General features: G+C 49.2%; 15 protein-coding genes. 1 reads left to right on the top strand and 14 read right to left on the bottom strand.

Going from position 1 to position 23,351, the window contains the following annotated elements:
* Positions 1 to 9: 9 nt before the first annotated feature.
* From PA598K_RS28590 to PA598K_RS28530, 13 genes are all read right to left on the bottom strand, one after another.
* Complete coding sequence (locus PA598K_RS28590; RefSeq protein WP_128660210.1) at positions 10 to 882, bottom strand: HNH endonuclease; 873 nt, start codon at positions 880 to 882, stop codon at positions 10 to 12.
* Between the two features lie 30 nt (positions 883 to 912).
* Complete coding sequence (locus tag PA598K_RS28585) at positions 913 to 1,950, bottom strand: hypothetical protein (RefSeq protein ID WP_128660209.1); 1,038 nt, start codon at positions 1,948 to 1,950, stop codon at positions 913 to 915.
* A gap of 559 nt (positions 1,951 to 2,509) precedes the next feature.
* The gene (locus tag PA598K_RS28580) at positions 2,510 to 3,004 is read right to left on the bottom strand and encodes a hypothetical protein (protein ID WP_128660208.1); all 495 of its coding nucleotides are present in this window, start codon (positions 3,002 to 3,004) and stop codon (positions 2,510 to 2,512) included.
* A 279-nt stretch (positions 3,005 to 3,283) separates the two neighbouring features.
* Positions 3,284 to 3,466 (bottom strand): hypothetical protein, encoded by a 183-nt coding sequence (locus PA598K_RS28575; RefSeq protein ID WP_128660207.1) that lies wholly within the window; start codon positions 3,464 to 3,466, stop codon positions 3,284 to 3,286.
* A 333-nt stretch (positions 3,467 to 3,799) separates the two neighbouring features.
* On the bottom strand, positions 3,800 to 4,843 hold the full coding sequence (locus PA598K_RS28570) for a Gfo/Idh/MocA family protein (RefSeq protein WP_185602279.1): 1,044 nt from the start codon (positions 4,841 to 4,843) through the stop codon (positions 3,800 to 3,802).
* 49 nt (positions 4,844 to 4,892) lie between these two features.
* Positions 4,893 to 5,918 (bottom strand): zinc-dependent alcohol dehydrogenase, encoded by a 1,026-nt coding sequence (locus tag PA598K_RS28565; protein WP_221414187.1) that lies wholly within the window; start codon positions 5,916 to 5,918, stop codon positions 4,893 to 4,895.
* On the bottom strand, positions 5,915 to 10,705 hold the full coding sequence (locus PA598K_RS28560; RefSeq protein WP_185602278.1) for a right-handed parallel beta-helix repeat-containing protein: 4,791 nt from the start codon (positions 10,703 to 10,705) through the stop codon (positions 5,915 to 5,917). Before PA598K_RS28560 ends, PA598K_RS28565 begins: the two co-directional genes overlap by 4 nt.
* Before the next feature lie 17 nt (positions 10,706 to 10,722).
* Positions 10,723 to 14,127, bottom strand: a complete 3,405-nt coding sequence (locus PA598K_RS28555; protein ID WP_128660204.1) for a heparinase II/III family protein — start codon at positions 14,125 to 14,127, stop codon at positions 10,723 to 10,725.
* A 17-nt stretch (positions 14,128 to 14,144) separates the two neighbouring features.
* Entirely contained in the window at positions 14,145 to 15,608 is a 1,464-nt protein-coding gene (locus PA598K_RS28550; RefSeq protein WP_221414186.1) for a BNR-4 repeat-containing protein, read from the bottom strand.
* Positions 15,609 to 15,629: 21 nt separating this feature from the next.
* On the bottom strand, positions 15,630 to 16,664 hold the full coding sequence (locus tag PA598K_RS28545) for a glycoside hydrolase family protein (RefSeq protein WP_128660203.1): 1,035 nt from the start codon (positions 16,662 to 16,664) through the stop codon (positions 15,630 to 15,632).
* A gap of 35 nt (positions 16,665 to 16,699) precedes the next feature.
* Entirely contained in the window at positions 16,700 to 18,202 is a 1,503-nt protein-coding gene (locus PA598K_RS28540; protein ID WP_128660202.1) for an ABC transporter substrate-binding protein, read from the bottom strand.
* Between the two features lie 38 nt (positions 18,203 to 18,240).
* Complete coding sequence (locus PA598K_RS28535) at positions 18,241 to 19,134, bottom strand: carbohydrate ABC transporter permease (RefSeq protein WP_128660201.1); 894 nt, start codon at positions 19,132 to 19,134, stop codon at positions 18,241 to 18,243.
* A gap of 22 nt (positions 19,135 to 19,156) precedes the next feature.
* Positions 19,157 to 20,086, bottom strand: a complete 930-nt coding sequence (locus PA598K_RS28530) for an ABC transporter permease (protein ID WP_128660200.1) — start codon at positions 20,084 to 20,086, stop codon at positions 19,157 to 19,159.
* 216 nt (positions 20,087 to 20,302) lie between these two features.
* Here PA598K_RS28530 and PA598K_RS28525 point away from each other — a divergent pair, with 216 nt between their 5' ends.
* The gene (locus tag PA598K_RS28525; protein ID WP_128660199.1) at positions 20,303 to 22,693 is read left to right on the top strand and encodes an AraC family transcriptional regulator; all 2,391 of its coding nucleotides are present in this window, start codon (positions 20,303 to 20,305) and stop codon (positions 22,691 to 22,693) included.
* 112 nt (positions 22,694 to 22,805) lie between these two features.
* Here the strand turns inward: PA598K_RS28525 and PA598K_RS28520 are convergent.
* The coding region (locus tag PA598K_RS28520; RefSeq protein WP_185602277.1) for an STM4011 family radical SAM protein at positions 22,806 to 23,351 on the bottom strand (546 nt) is incomplete at its 5' end.

The raw sequence follows: 23,351 nt of genomic DNA, 5'->3' as shown, positions 1-23,351 counted from the left end.
TTTATAATATTAATTTATTTTTATTGGTATTATTTCAGTTATAATTTCATTTTCGATCCTATATTTCAAAGCATTATTTGATATGCAAACACTGAATGACAATCCTGGTGTCATAAACAATATAATATTAACTATCAATTGATTCGCGTTATCTTTATGTAAAGAAAGCATGTGACAATTGATCCCTTGTTCCTTTTCCATGCTATGTGTAATGAAACTAGATAATAATCTGACTTTCCCATAGGTGTAATCAAAGTTACCTTTGCTTGCATTAAATAAAATCATTCTAATTTGTTGTGCTATTTCGTCATTATAAAACAATTCACCAAATTTATGGTAGCCATATTCATATGCTATCTTTAAGGCAGCCAAATAATATTTATTCAAATCAACTGTCATATCGTATCTTATCTTGGGATAATGCACACTTTCCTCTCTTATAATGTTCTCACGCTCTATATATTGATCAATTTGAACATCAGAAAAGCCCTGACGAATTAATTTCTTCCTTAGCATCGTAAGCGCTAATTCACGTGATGGTGCTGTGATTTTCACTTTTGTACCTACTTGTTCCAACCTTGGTAGAGACCTTGGAACAAAATCATCGTTCACATGAACAACATTTCCTTCTTCATCACGCCCTTTTTTAAATGGATTGGGTACTTCGCCACTTTGTCCTTTTAAGCCAAGAAACTGCCTAATGATTTGAGTGAACATATGATTAACTAAATAGCTATCAACATTTGCCCCAAGCCCACTGTTACATTCTTTACAGACACAATAAATTTTTAATGATTCGTTCCCCAGTGACTTGGGAATAATATGCTCCTCTGTCCCCTTTTTAACTATCCCACAAATAATACATAAAGACTCGTCATTCACTTCGAATCATCCCCATTGATTTATTAGGTCTTATTTCAACTGTTCTGTTACTTGCTGCTTTTCTCGCTCAATTAACTGGTGAAAATACTTTTTGGGGTGTGTCCCAAAATCCGGTCTTAATCTTTTGCTCCCTTGATTATTATTTATTACCTCAAAAATTCTTTGAGAATCTTTCTTCGAAAATACAGTTTCAATTAATGCCCCAACACCACCAGCAGCGTAAGTATTTATAAAAATCATTTTCAATTGAGTATCGTTTGTTGCAAACATAAAGATATCTTCCATTCTATCTTCGTAATAATGAAAGTTACTCCAATTCGAGAGGTAGTTTAGATCCCATGCTTGATTTCTGCATCCTTCTAAAATCTTTTGAATGTCATTGCTGCCTGAGTTTTTGGGTGCTCTAACTCCCAATTGATTTGTAAAAAGCATAGTGACGTAAGCAATAGTACTTTCGCAAATCAGCAGATATTTATAATTCCAGTGCAAAAAATCCAAAATCTTTTCAACTGGAGATAGATCTCGTCTCCTACACAACCATACAACATGAAGCATCTCTGCAATGTGCATTAGTAAATGCTCATCATCTTCATTGTATTCAATTTTTGTAATAACAGGGTCTACAGGCAAAGAACACTCTGGTATGCTATTTAAAGTCCCTTCAGCTAAATGCAACCATATCAAGCTTGGATAATAATCAAAAAGGTTGTTAAATTCACGTAATTCTCTTTTAGGTTCTACAGAGTCATTAATTTTTGTAGCATATTCTTTTAATGCGAGACCCGCACTTGCTGAGAAGTTATTTATAATCATCCAAGTCATTAACAATGCAACTGTTCTCATTTCTTCTTCATCTTTAAGGCATCCATCACGAGAGAGCCTTAACAAGCTACTCAGTAAGTTTCTATCCAGCAAAACAGTAATTTTCTTAGTATTTTTCAGCGTCAATAATGATGTATAATCAATATTCCCTTTGGGAGAATACTTCGGATGAAAAACCATTTGCAGTTCACTTAGACTCTCCCAAATAAAACTGTACTCTTCACCCTCCATTACCAAAAAGTTCATTCTCATCACCTATTTTCAGTTGATCTGATAATGATTGAATTATACTTTGTTGTTCTCTAGGAGATGGTGTTTGGCTACTTAAAATTTATTATTCCTCTCTCCACAATTTATTGACCTTCATTGCGTCATGTATTAGGTCAATTTTACTATGAGGCGACAATTTTATCTACTAGATCTTTCCACCCAAGAAGGCCTTCTCCATAGAATTCCGTAAATATTCGAAAATAGCACCTGAACTATGGCATTAATGAGTTCGTTAATACTCGTCATTGAATAACCCTTTATCAAGGGTTACTAATAATGTATATTGTCTAAAGGATGACAGCCTAAATTGTCCTAATTTAGACGGTAATGGTCCGAGGTTTTTTCTGCGCATAACACTTAGTCATCTGATTCGTATATCTTAGCTGATAAATTTCAAGTTATGCGAAACGAAGCGAGAAAAGCGAAGTAGTGTAATGGAGAAAAGCCTTATGACACAAGGGATTAAGACATTTTTGAAGGGTTACTATGGCTTGCATAATATTGTGTTATTCAAAGTCAGTACTTCATTAAACCCCTACCAAATTTCCCGATATTCTAACCATCCTCTATGTTTGTAAAATTCCGTTAAGGCCTCATTATAATTCTTCTTTTTTAATCTCCACGTTTTTTTAAAGGTATGATTCAATAAATCATTACCGAATAGCTCTTTTATTTCCTCACAATCAGCGAGAACATACTCTTCCGTATTAGCTGTTTCCCACAGTTCATAGCAGGCCTCTTTATCATTCCTCAACGGTTTTAAGGGTTCAAGGCCCATGAATAGTCTTTCTTCCTCTGATTTCCACCAAACTGAATTAGAGCCCCAATAAAATTCTTTGGCCCAGAATTCGGGGAATTCGTGATAGGCGATATCATCTTCATTTACAAAGGACGTATGTCCCCATCTTGAATTAATCAATTGAATACCTTCAGCCTGAGTTAAAGGAAACCTTGAAATGAGTTCGACTAATACTGAGCGACAAAAATGAAAACCAAAGGAATCGGTTTCAAATATCCATGGTTTTTGCATCAGTAACTCCTAACTACCCCAGAAGTCTTCTTGCCTCGGGTATGATTATACACTCATCCTGTATCTCCGATATCACTCCCCCTCAATATGACAGCATTGCCGAGGAGTTCTTTGCAGTTTTACTCGATTATACCAGAATTGTGTATGATTTTGGCATTTAGTTTCCCCGACTCTTTTCCACCATCTTGTTCCATAAAAAACACCCCACACGAACACTATTGGTTCGATGCGAGGCGCTTGATATTACATAAGTCTTGAACTCTACTGATGCCGATGCAGCTACTGCTGTCCCGCACGAACACGGATGACGCCGAGCTCGTTGCTGTTGATCGCGAAGGCGTTGCCGCCTTGGCCGACCGTTGCTCGGGCGCTCTGTCTGGCCCGAAAACGCGTGTTGCTACTATCCGAACCGACGATGTTGGTCTGGCGGCTATGCTTGCCGCGCTTCTTGGCCTTTGCCATCTGCCTCGATCCTTCCCCGCTGGATTGGTGACACCGCTTGGCTCGTTACTTCCGCTTCGACTTGAAGAGCTGCACATTAACCGCGTTGCTCGCCAGCGCATTGCCCACCTGGGTGCGCGCAGCAGCTAACTGCTGAATTTTGATGACGATGTACAAGTTCTTGCCCGCCTTGTACTTGTAAGTCCGGATCCGTGAACGTCGGATACCGCTCCCTCCTTTGCATCAGGTTGTCATACAAAATATGTCAGCAAGCAACACTCCGTCTCGGCAGATTGCCTTCGGCAACTGCGGATTCCTGACGTCATCCGACGATGGTGACTCATTCCCCCCCACTCACCGCCCCCGCCAATCCAGATCCACAGATGCCCTGCGGCGCGAGGATTCCATCATCGCAGCGATGATGACATCGACGTAGAAACCATCGGTATGGTTGGGTGCCCCGGGCTTTCGCTGAGTTAAACAATCGTGGAAGTACTGCATTTCCACATGGAACGGATCGATGGCGTCATAGCGATATTCGGTCGATGTGCCAGTCTCATTGTCATAGTGGACGAGCAGGGCGGGACGGTGCTCCGACGCGTCCCATTTCACTGTGTAGACCTGTATCCGCCCCTTCGTCCCATTCACCTCCAGGGATTCATCCCAGCCGTCGCGTTCGTGGCCGATCTTATCGAGCGGATGAATGGCCGTCTCATAGCTGGCTACCAATCCATCGGCGTATTCGAACAGCGCCGTTGCTTTGCGATCGATCTGCGAGCCGGGGATAAAATCCACGTTGGCATACAAGCTCTCCGGCCTGCCTAACAGATGCAAGGTCATATCGATCATATGGCTGCCTGCGCATTTAACCACCGCACCGCCGTAGCCGTCTAGCACCCACTGGTGTTCCGAACCGTCCGTATGCTCATAGTACTGCCCCTCCCACCTCTGGTAGGCTCGCACCTGAGCGCTGAACAGTCGGCCCAATCGGGGCAACAACGCCTTCGCTTGCTGTACCGCCGGATAAAAACGCTTCATATAGGAATTGAAAAACAACTGCCCCGAAGCTTCTGCGGCTCGCATGATCTCCTCTGCTTCATCTGCATCATTCGCCATCGTCTTCTCGCAGATCACGTCCTTGCCCGCTGCCAGCGCCGCCAGACAGATCTCCCGGTGAAACTTGGCGCTCGTCAGGACGCTCACAACCGTCACCTGCGGATTCGCGATAAGCTCTCGATAATCGGCGGAGTAGGCCGCGCCAAATGCCTCGATATACGGTCTGGCCGCCGATTCATGGATATCCGAGATGTGAATAATATCGGCTCCTGCTCTTCGCAAGCCTTCGAAATGAAACCTCGAGATGTTGCCGCAACCAATGATGCCATATTGGGGTTTCACGCCAACCCCCTCCTCCCTCTGCTTACCCCTTGCTGTCCAGCCGCCTGAACTACTTATTCACCATTACCATCTTGATCGTCGATTCCTTGTCCGTCCGCAGCAAGTTCATCGCCTCGGGAAACTGCTCCAGACGGAAGGTATGACTGATCAGCGATGGCCCGTCGATGACTCCCGCTCGCAACAGCTCCACCCCTCTTGGAAAATACAGCGCGGGCGAAGCATGCGAGGCTCGAAGCTGGAGCTTCTTGAAATGAAAGGCATTGGCGTCAAAGGTAATACTCGCCCCTGCTCCGTACTCGATCCCGAGAAAGGCTGCAATGCCGCCCACCTTCAGCGTATCCAGCGATGGCGGAATCGTCGCAGGCGGAGCGGTGACCAGCACCCGATCGACGCCGCCATCAGCATAGGGATACTGCTCCAGACTCACTTGATCCGTATAAATGATCTCGTCTGCTCCCCACTGCCTGGCCAGCTCGATGCGTCGATTCGAATGCGACCTGGCAGCGGCATAGACTTTTCTCGCCCCCATCGCTTTTGCCAGCCGCAGCGCCATCAGTCCGATCGGACCCAAGCCTACGATCAGCACATCATCATTTAGCTTGAGATCGGCTGTGTACACCAGGTCCAGCGCAACACCGAGCGGCTCCAGCAAGGCCGCCTGCTCGAACGACAGCCCGCTATACGGAACGACGCATGCCATCGGTGCGATGATGTATTCTGCGAATCCCATCGCGTCTTTCAGCCAAAATGTCGGGCCTTTGTTGCAGAGATCGGAGCGGCCGTTACGGCATTTGTCGCACGTACGACAGCTCGTTCCCGTCTCCAGCGCGACGGTATCCCCGATATTGGTGTGCATGACGCGGCTGCCCACTTGCTCCACGATCCCTGCAATCTCGTGCCCGACAGGCTCCCAGTCGGTTGCGCCTACAGCGGCGCTGGTCAAGTCCGTCCCGCAGATTCCGCATGCTTTTACTTGGATGAGCACCTCATCCGCTGCCAATTCCCGCAGCTCCACGTCACGCAGCTCGACCTCAAAAGGGGCCTTTATATACGCAGCCTTGATGGTTGTCTTCATGGTTGCCCCACTCCTGAGGGTTCCTCGTCCTCGTCCTCGTCCGGCTCCTCATACGGATGCAAGGTCAAGACTGCCGATCCAGTGGAAGTAATGCCAAAGTATCCTTCGTCGGTGATATAACCGTTCGTATCCACATAGTCAAAGATGGTTGTGCCGTCAATTTTGACTATGAGATGAACGCCATCCTCGACATCAAGCGCTCCAAATTGCACGGCATGCTCTGTACCGGATGTCACCACGTTGTTAGGCACAGACATCGTGCCGACCGGGAATGCTCCCGTTGGCCCGAAACGCTGCAATTCAAACGCACCTTCCTTGACAATGAATAAATAGCCTGTTGTGGTCCAGGGCGCTGCAGATATACTTTGCGACCGAAGCGAAAACCCTTGCCACATATCGTCTGTGAAATCGAACTCCGCCTTGAAGCCCCAGATCGCATAATTGGGCACTTTCAAGTTGTAGCCTGCATATCCATTGCCGGATGGAGCGAACCTCAATCCGCCATCAGGCGTCGTGGAGAAATAGTTGGGATCGCCGGCTATCCAGTTGGAACGATTGGCCAATAGCTGCCCCAGATCGACCAGCCCCTGCACCTGCTGCTTCTTGAAATCGATGATGCTCTGCACAAGCGCGGCAAGGGCGGTATCGATATCGTTTTGTGTTGCAGCCGTGTTGGAGGCAACCGCGTTTGCGCTGGCAATAGCCAGTTGGAACGCCGTTAATGCTTGTGCAGGGAACTGGCCGGGATCGGAGCCTTCCACCGAGGCGGCATACAAGTTTGCGGCTTCCGTAGCTTTGGTCACAAGCTCATAAGTTTCGGTCACCTCGTTCATGGCAGTCGTGAAGCGAGCCGTTCCCGAAGCATTCATTTTGCTATCCGGATATAACGCCGAGTCGCTGATCGCCTGGACTTGCCAGTAATAATCCTTAGCCCCGTATTCCAGATCGTCAAGCATCAAGTAATGATCAGACGCTTCTCCCTCATATACGATGTCGGTAAACGCGCTGTCCTCGGCTACCGTAACCTTATAGCGGTTGGCGCCGATTGCGGGCTCCCATATGAGCGTCAGGCCATGCGCTGGAATCTCAACTGCAAGCTGCTGCGGATAGATAAGCTTGAAATCCGCAATCTCCGGGTATGACGTGCGGTTGGCGTTGAGCTGCAGCCCAATCTCGCTGTACACAGGCGCGGTAAAGCCAGCAATCCCGAAATTGCTCACAGGATTAAAGTTGTTGTTCGCCGCATCTTCGAACAAGCCTGCATCGGTCACCGTCACGTTATTGGCGAACGTACCGGTAGGTAGCGCCGTAGCCGGGACGACAACATCGTTTACGTTAAACAGGACATTGCGAGTAAAGCTATTATATTTCGGCTTATACGGCTCGTCGGCAAGCAGGTTGGCCAGTGTCGGGAATCGCGAGGTCCAGAGCTCGCTAGTTACCGGCATGGCTAGAAGTCTCGTATATAACGTGCCATTCGGCGGTTGAACGAACGGGCTGGCCGCCCCCCCGCTTAAGTTGAGCAGCCGGATGGAGTGCTTCGAATTGGCGACGATGTTGCTGTCGACCACGTTATCCCTTCCGCCATGGATAAAGACGGATGAGGAATTATGGAAGAAAATATTGCTCGTCACCTGAAAGCCGCTCAACTGATCATCCAAGTAAACGACATGACCGCCTGCGCCATCCAAGCCGGTTATATCATGCAGCAGGTTATTGCGGATCACATTGCCCTGGTTCGTATAGTCGCGTCCGCCATAGATTGCGCCGGCGTCGGTGGACTCCTTCACAACCGCATAGATTTCATTGTTTTCAATGATATGATCGTTACCGCTAATCGCAATGGCTTGATGAGGCGCTTCATGCAACACATTGTTCTGAACGACTACGCCTACTCCGGCAACGGAGACCGCCGCGGCGCCTGTTTTGCTCACCGTGCTGAAGCGCGTAAATACGTTGTTGCGAATACGGATATTAGCCGGGGCCAGTGTCGGCCGATAGCCGACATTCGTCGTGATGACGACGCCTTTGCCGATATTGACGAAGTCGGAATCTGCAATGTCTACATTCATAGAGCCGTCGATGACGACGGCAGTCCCGCCGATATTACGGAACGTGCTGGCCGCGATCGCGATCGAATCGGCGCCTGCCATTTCGATAGCCCGATGATTCGTCTCCTCGAAGCCCAGACCAGCCAACCGGATATGGCTCACATCCGTCATCTTGACTAGCGCCGTATTCAGGATGGACAACCGGATCTCGCTCTGCGCAAGGTCATAAGGCGCGTACAGATACAGGATGCCGCTCGTTCTGTCGACGAACCATTCCCCGGGCATATCGATTTCTTCGAGCAGGTTGAACACATAATACCGTTTGCCTTCGGCAACCCCGTACGGCGTTGTCTGTTCGACGGCGATCGTCTTCGCGGTGGTGTCCACGGCGCTAACCCGCATCGAATCGATGTACCAGTCCCAGAACCAGTAGCCCTCCACCCACAGTTGATCGGCTTGTTCCCAAGCATTCGGCTGCTGTTCATTGTATTGCCATACTGCTCCTGACCCGCTCGCGCCGGTAGCCGAGACAGAGCCGGTCTTGGCGAATCCCTGATTCGGCCATCTGGCGATCGTCTGCTTCGTCCCGTCAATATAGAGCGCCGCGCTATCCGGAAGCGATCTGGCGTTGGCGTTGGAGCGTTGTATCGTACCAAGGTCGTTACTTGTGAAGCCCAGCGCATACATGTCCGCCTGAACGATGTTGCCGGCATATCCGTCCTTAAATCTGCTGATCACTGACGCATCTGTCACCGGCGAGAAGGCGGAGGAAGGAATCGCCTTCGATCCCGACAGCTTGACGCTCTGCCCCGGATAGGATCGGTATGTGATGGGCGCATGGGCCCTTCCCGAATCGGAGGCATCGAGAGCAAACGTACTGCTGCGGATGTATTGTCCGCCCATCATGTAGACAGTGATGCCGCCCAGCGGAATGCCCGTATCGCTTTTCCTCTGTCTTACCGCATCCCTTGCCTTTTCAAGCGTAAGGAATGGCGCGTCATACGTTCCGTCATTCGTATCGCTTCCTTGCGGGGATACATAGACGCCGAACGTGCCTTCGATATCGGTCAGCAGGTCCTCATCCCCGACCGTGAACAGATTCGCCTGATCGCTGACCGCGTACAGCGTGCCATTGTTCCATACATATTTATTTTTCTCGGCGGCTACCGCCTGGATAGAGACATAGTCGCGTCCCTGGATCGTCTCGGCTGGTACAGAGGTGGCCCCCAGCTTGGCTGTCACGAAGTCCTTCGGAAGCCACACTTCTCCGTTCTGTACGACCGGCATCACGGTATCGTCCTCGGCATTCAGCTTGGTCCTGGCTCCATCCGCATAGACATCGGAGGAATACAGGGACAGCAGTATGCCCTGAGGCAATCTTGCCTGCAAGTCCGGCAGATGATCGACTTTGCTTTGCGCATTTTTCGTGAAAATGGTGTGAAAACGCGCAGCGGTCGTCGTGTTATACGCCTCCATGATTAGATCGTCCACCGTCACTTTGCCTGCGACATTGAACATGATGCCTTGCAACGAACCTGCCGGATTGGCAACGCTCTGATTCGTCAGGACCGTATTGTTGCCATCATCGTCTCCGATGTAGATATCTTGTGTGTCGTTGACCAGATCGATGAGCAGACCGACATGGTACTCGCGTCCGCTCTGCAGCTCGGCAACAGCCGTTGCGGTACTGCCATTCATCGCCTCCAGCTCGCCTGAGCCGGTCAACCTCAGCAGGGGGATGGTATTCCCGGTATTCGTGGATTCGACAAGCCCAGGGAAAGCTTCGCTTGTCCCCGATATGTCATTGACCTTCAACTTATAGCGGATGATCACCTTGGTAGCGGAATATGGATCAGCCAGCGTCTTCTTGACATACAATCCACTCGAACCGCCGCTGGCTGATTCGATGTTGAGCGCCTGATTATGCACTTCCGCTTTGTAACCGGCTCCCAGCCCGTTGGCGTTCGTCGCCCAGCCATCGGCGTTCGTCGGCACCTCCCACCCATTCGTATAGACGAAATGCTCCTCCAGTCGATTCGTATCCAGCTTCGGAACAGTAAACGTCCAATCGGCCAATGCTCCAGCAAATATAGCTCCACCGAGATCCAAGCCCGAGCTGTCCGATACGTTAAAGCCCCCCACGGCAAGCTTCAACGACGTAACCGTATTGGGCGGCAGATCGTAATACCCCGCTACGCCAACTCCTACCTTGCCGCTCGTATACGTTGTGTCGGTTGCCGAAAGGATCGCGTCATCATCTACAAATACCTGGATTGCCCCGCTCTGCACCGTGATCTTGTACGCATTTGTTTTGTTTTGCACATGCTTCAGGTTGCTTAGGCTCGCTGTCTGACCAAGAGTGGCTCGGGCTCCATTTTTCATCCTGTAAAGACTGGCTACGCCGGTGCCGCCATGCACGGAGATATAATAAAAGTTCTGGGAATCCTGATAACCAAAATAAATCTCATGATGCGCCCAATTCGGAAACGCGGGATTCGTAATCGGCTTCAAATCCATCTCCAGCACCATGTCCGATAACGAAAAGGTTGCAGGCGCGATGCCCCTCGTGTTGGTCGTGCCATTCGTATGCAAGATCAACCAATCGGCATTGTTTTCATCCGTCGTTTTGTACCAGGTGCTGCTGTCTGCCGCATCGGCGGTCTCTGCATACGGTAACAGGAAGGATGGGAATATCAAAGACAGGGCCAACAAGATTCCGAGAACTTTGCTCTTCACTGTGCTTTCGCCTCCTTTTATAGTAGAAGCTCCGTCCATTTGCCGCTGGACGCCTTGCACGGGAAGCTCGCTCGATGGGATGAGAGCGTGACGATCGAGTCGGCATCCGTTCGTACCATGATTATTTTCTCATTGCCTGTCTGCCGTATCCTCACATGGACCTCCGTCGGAAATAGGACTGACGCTGTTCCCCCCAGAGTGCGGTAGGGGTAGCAAACCTCCTTTAGCAATTGGGTGTGCTCCTCATAGGTGAATCCCGGCTGCCTGGCGATATAAAGCTTGTGTATGCCGTCCTCGCCCTTCTTCAATTGGTCGAAAGGCAACTGTCGGTTGCTCTGCCCTTCTTGCGCCACGACGATATATTTGCCTCTATGCGGCTGCTCCTCGTATGCCTCCGGGTACGCAGATAGATCCCCTCTTATGCTCAGATAATGCCCCTGCTCGTCTTCTCCTGTACCGATCAATGCCGGGTTGGCCCAGCGATGCAGCTCCAGCTTGAGACCGTCCATGGACAAACAGGTGCCCGAATAAAAATCGACCTCCGTTTCTTTTTCCGTCTCGGCAATCACCTTTTCTTTGATGATCAGGAACGAACCATCCATCGATAGGTCGTCAATAGCAATGGGGCCGCTAGCTTCACTTTTACGATAAATGACCTGGATGACCGTATGTTCCGCCGTGATTCGAACGCCTTCGCCATCGCTTGCTGCGATGCCGTCTATTCGCTCGCAGCGCTGAACGAACGGTTCCGTCTGGAACGGCTCCCACAAAGCGACGAATGTGCTGTCCAACTCGTTGCCGTCTCTCCGAACAATCACTTTGGGCATCACATTAGCGCTCCAATGGGCCAGCGCTTCCTCGTGATGGGACAACTCGCGGAAATAGCGATGCCTTGGCGCATCGCACAACATGACCTCCCCGTCTGTCGGGGCGACCCAATGCAGTCGGACGCCGGGTTTGGGATCAGCCGATGCCGCCCTGGCTCCCGCTCCCGCACAGGATTCGCCATCAGGAAAGGCCGGGGTCATCGTTATCTGCCAAGGCGTGTCATCCCGATACGCCTTCACATTTCTGAATGCGCCGTAATAGTGACTTTTCCCGCCGGCCTCATCCCACGGAAGGAGACTGTCGCCTGCTCCTGGATGGAACGGAGTCCCGTCGTCATCCAGGTTGTCCATATGCTTGTAAGGCTGCAACGTCATGGCTGCCCTCTGGGTGTAATCGGCACATCCATTCGCCATCCACTCGTGACGCTGCCCTCCCGCTACCTCGAATATATCCAGGAACAGGTTCTGTCCCTTTGAGATGGGGACGCCTACCACGGCTCGCCGATACTTGTGAACATCGGGATACGGGATATGAGGCGCTTCCGCCTGCATCACCATCGTGCGTCCATGTGGCGCATGCCAGTGAAGGAGGTTCCCGCGCTCAGGACTGAAGCTTTGATTGCATCCGTCTACCACAACCAGATTATGGGCGGTTGCCGTATAGATGTATCCGCCCAGATGGGAATAGCCGATATCCGACACCAGCTCATCCCCATACGCCCATAAGGTGAAGTTCAACATATCCTCGTGCGTATGATTGCAGTGGCCGGAGTAATGCAGATGCGCTTCGGCGCAATCCTCGTTTTCGCCTGACCCGATAACCGCATGACCAAAGTCGGGCAGCAGGAGAGGATCGGCGACATCGCGGCGATTAAGGCTGGGGACAGGCGTCACCGTGCTCCTCCGAACACGATGGTATTGACTATACTGACTTTCGGCCCACGTATCATGGATGGTCATCGCAGAGCCGTCCGGGTAGAACATCCTGTGCTTGCTCAGATACATAATATTCCGATAGCCAGGCAATGCTTGCTCAGCGTCGAAGCCTTCGATGCGACGATGATCAAGCTCCGACGTATAGCCCTCAGGGTCAGAATAGCCCTGTATAGGACGGATCGCCGCATCGATATCTCCGGCAATATCGTGTAGATACGATACGCTCTCCGGGAACATGCCGTCTGCCATAAACAGGTAGGCAAAAGCGCCTTTCGCTTTCTCGATGACATAGTGAATGAGCTCCGGACAGCCGATGGAAAGGGCGGCTACGACAAACCCTTCCAGCTGCAGTCCGATCGTGTTATGGAAGTATCGCCAAATGTCGGTGCGATAGTAAGCGTCGTACCTTAAAGACATCCGAATAATATGCAAAATACCATCGACGACAGCTTCTCTGGCGTGATCGAATCCCAGGTCGCGCAGACGATCCCAAATGATCGGGTTCTTCAGATGTTCAAAAATGGCAGTCATTTTCTTCAATTGCGCCCCGGTTGCCGGAGTCTGCCAGTCATAATGGTCAGCAATCCATGCAAACCATCGTTCATATCCGTCCGGCGGAAAGAAGCCTTTGATATGATAGTTCCAATCCGGTTTGCCATAGATCGGCCAATGCGGAAGGCTCTGCGCCAGCTTTAGCACAATGACCGCTGCCCTGATTCCGGCTTCCGTATTGCCTGTCGTATGGTAATGCTCGGCGAGAATGAGCGCCGCCTCCTGGAGGCGCTCCATCCGAACAGTGACCATAAATTGATCCCAATAAATTTTTTCAAACTGAGGATCGTAATACAGGCTTAGATCCTCTTCATCCGGTCCCGGATATTTGGGAGCAAACATGAATATATCCTCGATCGTTTTGGTCCATGGCCGTTTGTGGTACGGATAGATCCATTTTTTGCCCGAGGGCGCAATAACCTCGTCATACCCCGAGATCGGATATTCCTCTTCGTAATAGAAGGGTTGCCCGGTTGTTCGATCGATCAGTTCATCCGGTTTCCGGGGGTCCCATTCATAATGATGGGCGCACTTATCCAGCCCTCTCCGGTCTGGCACAAGCTCATAGATTCGCTCGGGCGACAATTCCAGGTAGGGCAAAATATGAGACGGCAATTCATATCTTTCCGACGGGAGTCCGCCAATCTCGCGCTCATACTCCGAATGCGCTTTCAACCCGTTAATCCATTGCGGATATGGAGGCCCCTGTACGACAGGATGGTCCGGGAAGCCTCCGATTTGTGTCCTAATATTTCGAATGAGAACCTCCCCGGTTCCGAATAGCTTCAACACATATTCGAGTCGGAGCGCATGTGCTTTCACGAATGCTTCAAGATACATGGTCTGCCAGGTATCGTTGACTAGCATTCTGCATAGATCCTGCTCATAATGCATGTCATATTGCCTGTTTCTGACCTTCACCGTTTGAAAGGGGCGTTCATCTTCCTTGTAGGCCCGGAAGCATTCCGAATGGACCGTGACGCCGGGCGTCCCCATGATCTCCAAACAGATGCCTAGTACCTCTTCCTTCCACGTACCCAGGTCGATTGCCGGCAGCATCCATTCCGTTTCCTTCTCGACATTCACCCTGAACACTTCCGTACTCATGTCGTACAAACCACCTTTTAGATAACTATGTTAAGGATATTTTCCGGCCTGGCTTCTCCTTCATTCATGTCGAATGGCAACCTGAACACATCGCCTGCCTTGTTGCAAAAGTATAGTCTGGATTCGCTCCGCGCCCTTGTCGCGCCGTCTGCCCAGAATGCATAGAAGTCTGGATGGGCTTGGACGGGTCGCCGAATATACGTATGGTTATAGCGACTGCCAGTTGTCATTTGCCGCTGCATCGTCCACGTCTTCCCGTCATCGCAGCTCTCCCATATCGCCGCTTCACCGCCTGGATTCCATGGCTCCGGTCCGTCTTCCGTCGTACCGATGATTCGCCAGATCCCGCCTTCCTCCAGATACAGGGAACCGAAATCATAATTGTTGCCGCTTTCCGTTACCTTGCTGAGCCGCCATTCGCTTCCCGTCCACCGTGCGACCCGCCACACTCTTGGGCCGTATTCCGGCCCGTTCCTCCAGTTGCGACTAGTTAAATACAAAATAACGGGCCGCCCATGCTCGTCATATTGCAAATCTTTGATATACACTTTAAGCCCCTCGGCTTCGTAATTGTAGACGAGTGCCGGGTTATGAACTTCAGTAAGCGGAACGGATAGTGCAGTCCCGTCGACAGTACGCCAACTCTTCCCCATATCCAGCGATTCCATATAATACAAATTGGTGCGTTCGTCCAGCCCGCCTTCTACCGGATGATAGTCGAAAACCGACCCTAGCTTGCCGTGAGTCAATTGAGTGGTTTGGTAATGCCCTTGTCCGTAAAACACCAAGTCGAGCGGCTCTAACCAACTACGTCCGTCCTTGCTCGAAGACATACGCAAGCCTCGTCGCCCCTGCTCGTAGTTCGTATGCATAAAAATAAAGCCTGTTCCGGGTACATAATGCACCTGGGGATAAGCGAACATATTTTCCGAGACGGTCTCAAATCTCTCAATACTGTACGGCTCCGTGCTGCGATGGATAAACGAGCGGGTTGTCCATGCCCCGTGGGAAGGAGAAAAAATCCAGATATAACCCTCAGCGTCAACGCTGATAACCGGGTTGTCATGGGCATCTCCATTGTATTTATCCAAAACGATAGTCGGTCTCGGCACAAGACCCGTCTTATGATCGTAATAGGACACCATGTGATAAATCATTTCAGGGGAAAAATCCCAGTGCTCCTCAGATACGATCGGTTCAACGGCCGCTCCGCCCCAGCAAAAAAACGTCTTCTCCACTTCCGGACAATAGACCGCCAATGGAAGATGCTTGCAACTGTACGTGCCCAATCCACCGCTGTACTTAAAGCCGTATACCGAATCAAAAGGAGCTTGCTGGTGCCAGCACCCTCTATAGCCGGTCGCTTTCGTACTGAACACGGATTGTTCTGCCGGAGGCGGCATTACCTTGCCAGACGAAGAATACTCGCCGTATTTTTTTCCGGGAACGATTCCATCTTCAATCTTGTATTTCAATTCCATGATTATTCGACCTCCGATAAGCTAAATCTTCAAAGGTATGACCATATTCCATGTATTGGATGCCGTTGTAAAATCTCCAGAGCCGTCTGCCGCCGCAAAAAACATATGGGTCGGATGATTCTCCTCGAACAAAACAAAAGGCCTTTCCAAACTCCCCATCATTTGCTCTGTTCCATCCTCCCACACAATTCTGCGTGAATATGATTTTTGCCCTTCAACCGCTTCCCATTTCACCCCATCCTCCGATCTTGCGAAAATCCCGCCGCGTTGCTCGCCGCATAGGTTGCCCGTCATATCTTTGGCGATCATTTCATACCCGCCCGGCACACGATAAATAAACGGATCTTCCAAATTGAATGTATCGGAAGGAAAAATCGACTCATTCGTTACTGCCTCATAAGGTCCCATATAGCAACTTGCACGGGCCACTCCAAAAAACATGGCTTCTCCATGCAAATAAGTGGAATAGGGTTTGGATTTGTAGGTTCTCGTTTTATAAATGAGCAATACTGACCCATCCTCATGTATGCATGGCGCCGGATTAGAAGTGAAGAAGTTGTCAAATTGGCTTGGCCTTGGCTGCAAGATCGGATGATCCAACCTCTGCCATGGTCCAAACACACTTTTTGACACGGCGATTCCAATTCGCTTATTGGAACGCGCAACGATAACTCTTGGATCGGAAAGCTCCAATGGCGTGTCAGGCAATGCATCCGTAAATGGATGCGTAGAGCCCATATAGTATAAAATGTAAGTGCCCTGATGTTTGACGATTTGCGGATTATGAGTGCTTCTTCCGTCCCAATATTCTGCTCCTCTGGACGGTAAAACAACTTCCTCGAATCGATACGGTCCTTCGGGAGAATCGGAAACCGCACGTACGACCTCGGACGCAACCAACCAGCCGGGGTGCATAGGGAGTCCCTTTGGCCACCTTGAAGCAAACATATGATAACGATTGTCGTCGCCTTTTATGACAGAACCACACCAAACCCAATAGCCTTCCATTTTAAATCCGCCATTTCTTGGCGCTGGCAATCGTTTTTCAAATCGCATGACCGAGCACCTCCTTACCAGTTATTCAGGCATGATTACTGTTTTGTCTTAAGCCATTCGTCCAGTTGTCTCTGGGCTTCAGCAATAACCTTATCTTCACCGGCTGCTTTACGCTTCTCCTTCATCGCTTCCATCGTCTGGTCGATATCAGCCATGCCATTTTTCAGAATGGGCAAGAATTCCGCTGTTACCGCACTCAACTGGGCGATTTCATTTTGCACGCTCTCCGTGTTGAAGGTAAAGCCGGTCGTCGGGTCCGCCTGTGCAGAATCGTTTAGCTCTTTCGTTTGCTCCCATACATCATCTGTTTGACCGGGAATCACGTAGCTGTTGAATTCATTGCCGAGTATCCAGCCGGATAAGGAATAAGCATCTGCTTTCGGTTCGATGCGATTGTCCGAAACCTTTGTATAATCTTGACCTTCAATACCGAATTTGAGCAAATTGAACAGTTCCTTATCCGTATGGAGTAAGTTGATCAGCATCATGGCACGCTCCTGATTTTTGGAGGTCGTGCTGATCGCGTTCATTGTCGTTTGACCTGCTGCTTTCGGTAATCGTGGAGAGTTGGTTGGGGCAATGACAATGTCGAAACCATAGTTCGCCTTAAACTCGGCTTCAGCCCCGGGTTTAATCGTGTAGTACCTGCTGAAAATCTTCTCTGCTTTAATTAACGAAACTTCATCCTTCAATGTAGCTACGTCTTGCGGGAAGTATCCTTTCTGGTACCAGTCCCTCATAATTTTAAATCGATCCGTTAACGTATAATTCAAGTAATACACTTGCCACGTATTCGGATCAATCGATAAATCCGTCCCATCTACTGGCGAACTAGAGTTCGAATAAGCCGTGGGAATTCCCTCGCGAAGAGGAGAAACATCCGGTTCGCCGGCCTTTATCTTCTCGTAGGCAGCCCCCCAATCCTCTAACGATTTGAATTGGGTCGCATCAATCTGGTATTTGTCGAGGAGATCCTTTTTGAACCAAATTCCGGGAGCGGTAGCCATGATCTGATTGTTCGGAATCCCATAGATTTTCCCGTTCACTCTGACTCCATCCCAAACCTCTTGCCTCATACTGTTCTTCAAGTCGGGATATTGGGCGAGCAAATCATCTACTGGGACATATGCCCCTCTGGTTGCGTTGCTAACGTACGGATTCGCCCAGTTTGAAGTAAAGGCAATATCGTATTCTTCTCCCGACGACATGACAAGCTGCATCTTGTTGTTGTAATCGCCGGGATTAACAAATTTAAAGTCGACTGTGGCGTTGATTTTGCTTTGAATCATTTCGTTTGCTTTCTGAATGACCGATGCGGCATTATTCGGCTCCGGAGCACGAAGGTACCACACCAACTTTACCGGCTCCAGCTCCGTTGGCTGCTCCGTCTGACTACTTGGACTGTCGGAATTTTCGGAGCTGCTGCTTTGAGTTGAAGTCGAAGCCTCCTGGTTGCTTGAACAGCCTGCAAGAGCCAATCCCACTACCATGCAAATCGTCAACATCATCGTCATCCATACACGCTTGGAACGTTCCACTTACATAAAACCTCCCCAGATATGAGTAGTTGTAAGACCTATCCTTTAACGGATCCAACGGTCAACCCTTTGGCAAAATACTTCTGAAAAAACGGAAAGATAAATAGCATCGGGCCGATCGCCAGGATACACATGGCCATCCTTGTACTTTCCGACGGAATGGCTGCCAGTTGTCCGGCATCGACGCTTATGCCATCCTGCATGTTCTTGAGAATTTCCTGAATATTGTTCATCATGATCTGGAGCAAATACTGCAACGGATACAACTCCGGCTTATCGACAAACAACAACGCCTGTAGCCAGGAGTTCCAATAAGCAAGCAGTTGCAGGATACCTACCGTCGCCAAAACCGGGGTGGATAACGGCATGATGATCGTCAAATAAATACGCCATTCGCTTGCTCCATCGATCGTGGCGGATTCCACAAGCGATCCCGGAAGCTGTTGAAAAAACGTACGCATGAGAAATATATACCATACGCTCCCGAGAAGGGGAAGAATAAGCGCCGCATACGTATTTTGCAATTGCAGCACTTTCGTCATCAAGATGTAATAGGGAACAAGTCCGCCGCTAAATAACATCGTGAAAAATAAGTAAAAGGTGATGATTCTTCGGTATTTGAAATCCGATCGGGACAACGCATAAGCACACATGGAGATCATGAGCACAGAAAGAAAAGAACCAACAAACGATATGATGATCGTAACCTTGTATGCGCCCAGGATGACAAAGGGGTTATCCAGAATAAATCGATACGCTTGAAAGTCCCAATTTTTAGGGATCAAGCGATACCCATACTTCGCGATATCCAATTCGTTAGACAGCGATATGGAGATAAGCGACCAGAGCGGCACGATAAAAAAAATCGCCATGGAGATAAAAAATACATTCAGCACAATCTGGGACCAACGAATTTTAAAGCCGCGTACCATCGTACTCTCCTTCTCCCTCTGATTAAAATAAAGATCGATCCGGGTTTATTTTTCTGACAACCGCATTTACAGTGATGATGAGTATAAATCCGAGGACAGATTTCGTCAGATCCGCTGCACTGGACATGCCGATATTGCCAAGCTCCATGAGTGCCCGGAACACATACGTATCGATAACGTCTGTCGTAGCAAACAGGGTCGGCGAATTCATCGGCAACTGGTAGAACAAGCCGAAATCTGCGCTAAAAATATGGCCGATAGCCAAAATAACAAGGATTGTCATCAATGGATACAAAAAGGGCAACGAAATGTTCGTAATAATTTTCCACCTGCTGGCGCCATCCATCTTGGCGGCTTCGTAATACGTAGGATCGACACTCAGCAAGGCAGCGTAATACATAATCGCATTCATGCCGATCGTCTTCCACAAGCTGGCGATCGGAAAAATATAAATCCAGGCCGTTGTGTTATTGTACCAGTCGATAGCTTCCAGGCCTAAGCTTCCGAACCATTGATTGAGCATACCTGATCTCGGATTGAGGAACGCATACACCATATATGCCACAACAACCCAGGATAGAAAGTGCGGAAAAAACATGACAGATTGGTACGCCTTCAGCAATTTTTTACTTGTCAATTCATACAACATCAAAGCGATGGCTACCGATGCGAGCAATGTACTGACGATGAACAGCGCATTGTAACCGAGTGTGTTGCGTACGATTCGGACAAGGTCGGGTGAGGTAAACAGAAACTTGAAATTACTGAGTCCTACCCATTCGCTTCCTAAGATGCCTTTATCGAACTGATACCGCTTAAAAGCGACCATCGCGCCGAACATCGGCGTATAACTGAAGATAAAGGTATAGATCACCATCGGAAGCGTTAATGCCAGCAGAAACTTGTTTTTTCTAAATTGTTTTAAGAACTGTCTTTTGCGGTTAATTGCCATCTCATCTCCTGTCTGCTTAATTTGGGTGTACTGCGCTTGCTGCGACCTAATCGTAACGCTTTCAACGAGCCTCGATAAAGAGGCAAACGCTGCGAATGAGTAGAAAATGAGGTTTAAAATCTGCGAATTAGTTCAAGAGCGCGGTTTTCCATTCCACAAACCGTCTCCATCCTCTATAATAATGGGATCAACGAGGAGGTAAGGGAGAGAATCTTCATGAGACGAGCACTATCTTTCAAGCATCCGATTTATTTTAATCACCTGCTCATCAAGATTACCTTCCTGATTGCGCTCACCGTGCTTGCGCTCTCTTTCATCCTGAACTACAGCTTTAAGAACTACAGCATCGGCTTATTGAACACGGCAAATGAGAAGTTAATGAACCAGATCCTGCAAAATGCGTTGGACACCAACAACTATGCCAAAAGCTTCGCTTCGTCCATGTTCAATAATCCGGATGCGGCCAGCTTGATGTACGGTCAAGACATCCCCATGATCGATATGTTGAGAAATATGAAAAACATCGGGATGACCTTGGACAGCACGCCATTCATGCATTCGGCTTATCTCTATAACGGCCGCTCGGATACGTACTATTTGATCGGACCCGATACCGGCGTTCGAACAAGCCAACAATTTCAAGATGTTGAAATCGCTCACATGATCGCGAACTCTGGGATGATGATGCCCCTTAACCCGATCCCCAGAAAAATCGCCTTCTCGGAGATGAATCCGGAAAAAAAGGAAGAAGTGTTCTCCTACATTTTGTCAGAGTACTTTCCAAACTCAAAAAAAGTGAAAAATGCGCTCATCATCAATCTTCGAATGAACTGGATTTTTAACACATTGTCTTCTTTTCAGGAAACAAATTCGTTGCGTGGAAGCAATATTTTACTACTTGACCATGAGGGGAAGGTCATTACGAGCTCCAATTCGGGGGAAAACCTGTTCGAGGCGGAATTATCCGCTGAGCCCTTCGTCTCCGAAATATTGGCCTCCCGTCAAACATCAGGATACATGATCGCGGATTATCAAAACCAAGCCTCCGTAATCACTTATGCCACCTACGACTCGGCTCCATGGACGCTGGTTAATATTACGCCTTATGAGTACATTGCTGAAAGTATCGGCAAAGTGAAGCGTACGACGATATCGATTAGTGTAATTATGATGATCATCTGCACCTTCTCGGCTTTTCTGCTGGCAAGGAATTTGTATGCTCCCATACGCAATCTGCGCTTTATGGCCCAGCAGCTGGACCATTTGCAGAGCGATAAACCGGATGATCATAATGAGTTCACATATATTGCCCGATCTCTTCAGTCCGCTTCGCACAAGTTGACTTCGCTAGAGTCTTTTCGCAAATCGAACTTGTTTCTGCTGAAGCAAAACTATTTACGAGATATCTTATTGAATAACAGCTCTGCCAAAATTTACGACGAATCTCTCCTTAAAGATCAAGGGATTGTCCTCAATCCGAAGAGCAACATCGTGGTTGTATTGTTTAAAATAGACCGTTACTCTGATTTCCAAGCACAGTATAGCTCGAGGGATCAATCCCTTATACGATATGCGCTGCATAATATTATTCACGAAGTGCTGCTCCCTTCCTTCGCTTGCGAGACATGGGATGATGGCAATGATATGATCGTAGCGATTCTAAATGTAGAGTTAAGCAATGGTGAACTGCGACAGTCGCTCGATTATCTCGATTCCTTAAAAACACTCGTGCCAGAAATTCAACATGTCTATGAAACCTACTTCAAGACAAGCCTTTCCGTCTTTGTAAGCCATTCGGGCGAAAGCTTGCGGGAAGGGAGACGACTGTTCGCGGAGGCCGTCGAGTTGTCCAAATACCGCATGACCTTCGGGCACGGTAGCGTTCTGTTCCAGCAGGAGATGGATATCGCCTCCTTGTCCGACTATAATATCGACCATGCTTTGACCACACAATTTCTGGACATGTTGAAAAAAGGCCGTCTCGATGAAGCTTCTACGTTATTTAACAGCCTGATGAAGAGCTTAGCGAATTCCAGCTACAACAACATCATGTTTACCTTGGCGCATTTGTCGTCTTCCATTTTTAATGCTATCAACCTGATGGAGAAGAACGGGACCGTGCGATTCGCCCTCGATTTCGTTTCATTTGATAACCGAATCAAAAATATGGAGACGCTTGAGCAGATCAAGGATGAATTTTCGAAGCTGATCGAGTCCATCGTGTTGAAAATGGAGCAAAGCCGGAATGAGAAATCGGAGCTGATTGCAATAAACGCGATGAAATACATTGAGGCCCATTATACGGACCCTTCGCTCACCAGCAATCAGGTAGCCGATCAATTTCATATCACGCCGGCTTATTTGGGAAGATTGTTCCGAGAGCATGCATCCCGCTCCATTGCGGATTATATTTCGGACTATCGACTGATCAAGGCATCCGAGCTATTAAAAGAATCGACTTATAACATCGATGAAATCATCGATAAAATCGGCTGGGAAAACAAAAAGTACTTCTTCACTTTGTTTAAGAAACGGTTTGGCAGCACGCCGACAGAATACCGGCTCAAATCGAGAGTGGACGAGATGTCAAAAACGAATGAGGTCTGACTGCTACGCTACAACAGAGCCATGAAGATGGAATAGCATATCCTCAAAAAAGCGGCGACCTCTCTCCGGTCCAATACCGGGAAGCGGTCGCCGCTTAACTGATGCTCTCTTGTTAACGTCTGCTCGACGAGGTGATGGCCGCGCTATCCGCGATACGCTCCAGCTTGCGCTCCCCATACAGCCCTTCGGGCAGCGCCCCAGGCAGATGGATGTAGCCGATATAGCAGTCGCACCTCTCCATCCGGCACAGACGCGGGGCGGATAGTCGCTCCAGCCCGTCGCGGTATAGATGGCCGATCACCTGGCGGTCCTTGTAGCAGCGCTTCACCCGGCCGTCGCCCTGGACGTAGAATACATCTACGCCCGCCTGGCAAGGACGGCCCTTGCTCTCGTAATCATGCGTGTTGTAGCCAAACAGCGGATCGATCCCGCTCAGCCACTCCAGCTCCTCCAGCGTATAGTAATCCGGCCTGTCCTTGTACGCATTAACCCACATATACACCTGCGGCGGCAGCATCTGCCGCATCGAAGCGATCGCGTCGAACGCCTCGCGCACGCCTACCGTGCCGACGCTGAATTCGACGCCTCGCTCCAGCAGCTCCCGGCACCGCTTCAAGAATGCCTGCTCCGGCACCTGGCCGGGGTGATAGGTCGCCCA

It is taken from the genome of Paenibacillus sp. 598K (genome assembly GCF_003851045.1).
GTDB lineage: Bacteria > Bacillota > Bacilli > Paenibacillales > Paenibacillaceae > Paenibacillus_D.
Note: the sequence above shows the minus strand (reverse complement) of the source record. Positions and strands in the feature narration are given on the sequence as shown.

Coding starts and splice junctions, on each gene's coding strand:
- PA598K_RS28530 (WP_128660200.1), bottom strand. CDS start 20,086: ATGGCAATTAACCGCAAAAGACAGTTCTTAAAACAATTTAGAAAAAAC.
- PA598K_RS28525 (WP_128660199.1), top strand. CDS start 20,303: ATGAGACGAGCACTATCTTTCAAGCATCCGATTTATTTTAATCACCTG.
- PA598K_RS28550 (WP_221414186.1), bottom strand. CDS start 15,608: ATGGAATTGAAATACAAGATTGAAGATGGAATCGTTCCCGGAAAAAAA.
- PA598K_RS28585 (WP_128660209.1), bottom strand. CDS start 1,950: ATGAACTTTTTGGTAATGGAGGGTGAAGAGTACAGTTTTATTTGGGAG.
- PA598K_RS28565 (WP_221414187.1), bottom strand. CDS start 5,918: ATGAAGACAACCATCAAGGCTGCGTATATAAAGGCCCCTTTTGAGGTC.
- PA598K_RS28575 (WP_128660207.1), bottom strand. CDS start 3,466: ATGGCAAAGGCCAAGAAGCGCGGCAAGCATAGCCGCCAGACCAACATC.
- PA598K_RS28555 (WP_128660204.1), bottom strand. CDS start 14,127: ATGAGTACGGAAGTGTTCAGGGTGAATGTCGAGAAGGAAACGGAATGG.
- PA598K_RS28545 (WP_128660203.1), bottom strand. CDS start 16,664: ATGCGATTTGAAAAACGATTGCCAGCGCCAAGAAATGGCGGATTTAAA.
- PA598K_RS28535 (WP_128660201.1), bottom strand. CDS start 19,134: ATGGTACGCGGCTTTAAAATTCGTTGGTCCCAGATTGTGCTGAATGTA.
- PA598K_RS28580 (WP_128660208.1), bottom strand. CDS start 3,004: ATGCAAAAACCATGGATATTTGAAACCGATTCCTTTGGTTTTCATTTT.